Source organism: Variovorax sp. 20P10.2.4, from assembly GCF_058244205.1.
This window is the reverse complement of the sequence record NZ_JBZAYE010000902.1, coordinates 1-2,320: the sequence shown is the minus strand read 5'-3', so window position 1 is coordinate 2,320 and position 2,320 is coordinate 1. Positions and strand designations below refer to the sequence as shown.

The following is a 2,320-nucleotide window of genomic DNA, read 5'->3' as shown; positions in this document are numbered from 1 at the left end:
GAGCCGGCCAACGGCCCCACGCCGCCCAAGGTGGCGCTGCTGTCGGCCGTGTCCTGAATCTCCTTTCGCCCGTCGCCGGGCCGGTCCGATCCGCTACACTCGACCGGGTACGCGACTGGCGATAGGCGCGGTGCCGACAAGGCACCCGCGCTGACGTGGACTACCACTGGGAAGCGTACCGCCTGCGACGTCGCTCCAGACGCGCAGGCGATCAGCCGTTCGCCTGGGCAGCCCTTGTTTGGTTGAAGAACAAGGACCTCGTCTTCAAAGGACTGCCATGTACCAACGCAACATCCTGGTCGAACAGACCGATCCCGAAATCTGGGCTGCCATCCAGGCCGAAAACGCGCGCCAGGAACACCACATCGAGCTGATCGCGAGCGAGAACTACGCCTCGCCGGCCGTCATGGCCGCGCAGGGCTCGCAGCTCACCAACAAGTACGCCGAGGGCTACCCTGGCAAGCGCTACTACGGTGGCTGCGAGCACGTCGACGTGGCCGAGCAGCTGGCCATCGACCGCGTGAAGCAGATCTTCGGCGCCGAAGCGGCCAACGTGCAGCCCCATTGCGGCGCCTCGGCCAACGAGGCCGTGCTGCTGGCCTTCCTGAAGCCCGGCGACACCATCATGGGCATGAGCCTGGCCGAAGGCGGCCACCTGACCCACGGCATGCCGCTCAACATGAGCGGCAAGTGGTTCAACGTGGTGAGCTACGGCCTGGACGCCAACGAAGCCATCGACTACGACGCGATGGAACGCAAGGCGCATGAGCACCAGCCCAAGCTGATCATCGCGGGCGCCTCGGCCTACTCGCTGCGCATCGATTTCGAGCGCTTCGCCAAGGTGGCCAAGGACGTCGGCGCGATCTTCATGGTCGATATCGCCCACTACGCCGGCCTGGTGGCCGCGGGCGTGTACCCGAACCCGGTGCCGCACGCCGACATCGTGACCTCGACCACCCACAAGAGCCTGCGCGGCCCGCGCGGCGGCATCATCCTGATGAAGTCGCAGCACGAGAAGGCGATCAACAGCGCGATCTTCCCGGGCCTGCAAGGCGGCCCGCTGATGCACGTGATCGCCGCCAAGGCGGTGGCCTTCAAGGAAGCGCTGTCGCCCGAGTTCAAGGCCTACCAGCAACAGGTGGTCAAGAACGCCCAGATCGTGGCCGAAACGCTCACGCAGCGCGGCCTGCGCATCGTGAGCGGACGCACCGAAAGCCACGTGATGCTGGTCGACCTGCGCGCCAAGGGCATCACCGGCAAGGAAGCCGAGGCCGTGCTGGGCAGCGCCCACATGACCATCAACAAGAACGCGATCCCCAACGACCCCGAGAAGCCGATGGTGACCAGCGGCGTGCGTGTCGGCACGCCGGCCATGACCACGCGCGGCTTCAAGGACGAAGAGGCCCGCATCACCGCGAACCTGATCGCCGACGTGCTCGAGAACCCGCGCGACGCCGCGAACATCGACGCCGTGCGCGCCAAGGTTCACGCGCTGACCAGCCGCTTCCCGGTCTACCGCTGATCCCGAAGAAGAAGCCCTGACCGCATGAAATGCCCTTTTTGCGGTCATCTCGAAACGCAGGTCGTCGAGACCCGCGTTTCGGAAGACGCTGACTTCGTGCGCAGGCGCCGCCAGTGCGGTGCCTGCGACAAGCGCTTCACCACCTACGAGCGTCCCGACGTCAATTTCCCGGTCGTCGTGAAGAAGGATGGCAGCCGCGCCGACTTCGACTCGACCAAGGTCCGTGCCTCGATGATGCTGGCGCTGCGCAAGCGCCCGGTGAGCATCGAGCAGATCGACAACGCGCTGCTGCGCATCGAACAGAAGCTGCTCGCCAGCGGCCTGCGCGAAATCGAGTCGACCAAGGTCGGCGAACTCGTGATGCGCGAACTCAAGAAGCTCGACAAGGTGGCCTACGTGCGCTTCGCCTCGGTCTACCGCAGCTTCGAGGACGTGGACGAGTTCAGGCAGCTGCTGCGCGACATCTGAGCCACGGCCTGTCGACGCCGGGCCGCGGGACGGCTGCTATCCGCCGCCCTGCCCGCACACACCCGTTCCGCATTCCCCCTTCCGATCGGGGTCGCAACTTCGAGGCCGCCCCGACGCCGAGAGGACGACGGCCGCGCGCCGCCCCGTCTCGGCCCTGAACGCGAGGCAGCCCGCGCCGAAGCCCGCATTGCGCACGCGCCGCGAGAAGCCGTTGGCGTCGTAGTGCACCCCTTGCGCCAACCCGTCGCCCAGTTCCCGGTCGACCGCGATGCCCGGCGGCAGCCCGTCGAAGCGCCGCAGCACGCTCGGCGCCTGGTCGCCGTCGGCATC

3 protein-coding genes and 1 riboswitch are annotated in these 2,320 nt (G+C 67.1%); of the genes, 2 read left to right on the top strand and 1 reads right to left on the bottom strand.

Going from position 1 to position 2,320, the window contains the following annotated elements; all coding sequences use genetic code 11:
• Nucleotides 1–101: 101 nt before the first annotated feature.
• Nucleotides 102–236: riboswitch (ZMP/ZTP riboswitch) on the top strand.
• Between the two features lie 41 nt (nt 237–277).
• Together glyA and nrdR are read left to right on the top strand one after the other, a co-directional pair.
• The gene (gene glyA / locus AC27VN_RS39195) at nt 278–1,522 is read left to right on the top strand and encodes a serine hydroxymethyltransferase (protein ID WP_093344314.1); all 1,245 of its coding nucleotides are present in this window, start codon (nt 278–280) and stop codon (nt 1,520–1,522) included.
• Nucleotides 1,523–1,546: 24 nt separating this feature from the next.
• Complete coding sequence (gene nrdR, locus AC27VN_RS39190; RefSeq protein WP_057594475.1) at nt 1,547–1,990, top strand: transcriptional regulator NrdR; 444 nt, start codon at nt 1,547–1,549, stop codon at nt 1,988–1,990.
• A 36-nt stretch (nt 1,991–2,026) separates the two neighbouring features.
• Here the strand turns inward: nrdR and AC27VN_RS39185 are convergent.
• Nucleotides 2,027–2,320: hypothetical protein (locus tag AC27VN_RS39185; protein WP_490880170.1), on the bottom strand; the 294-nt coding region annotated here is incomplete at its 5' end.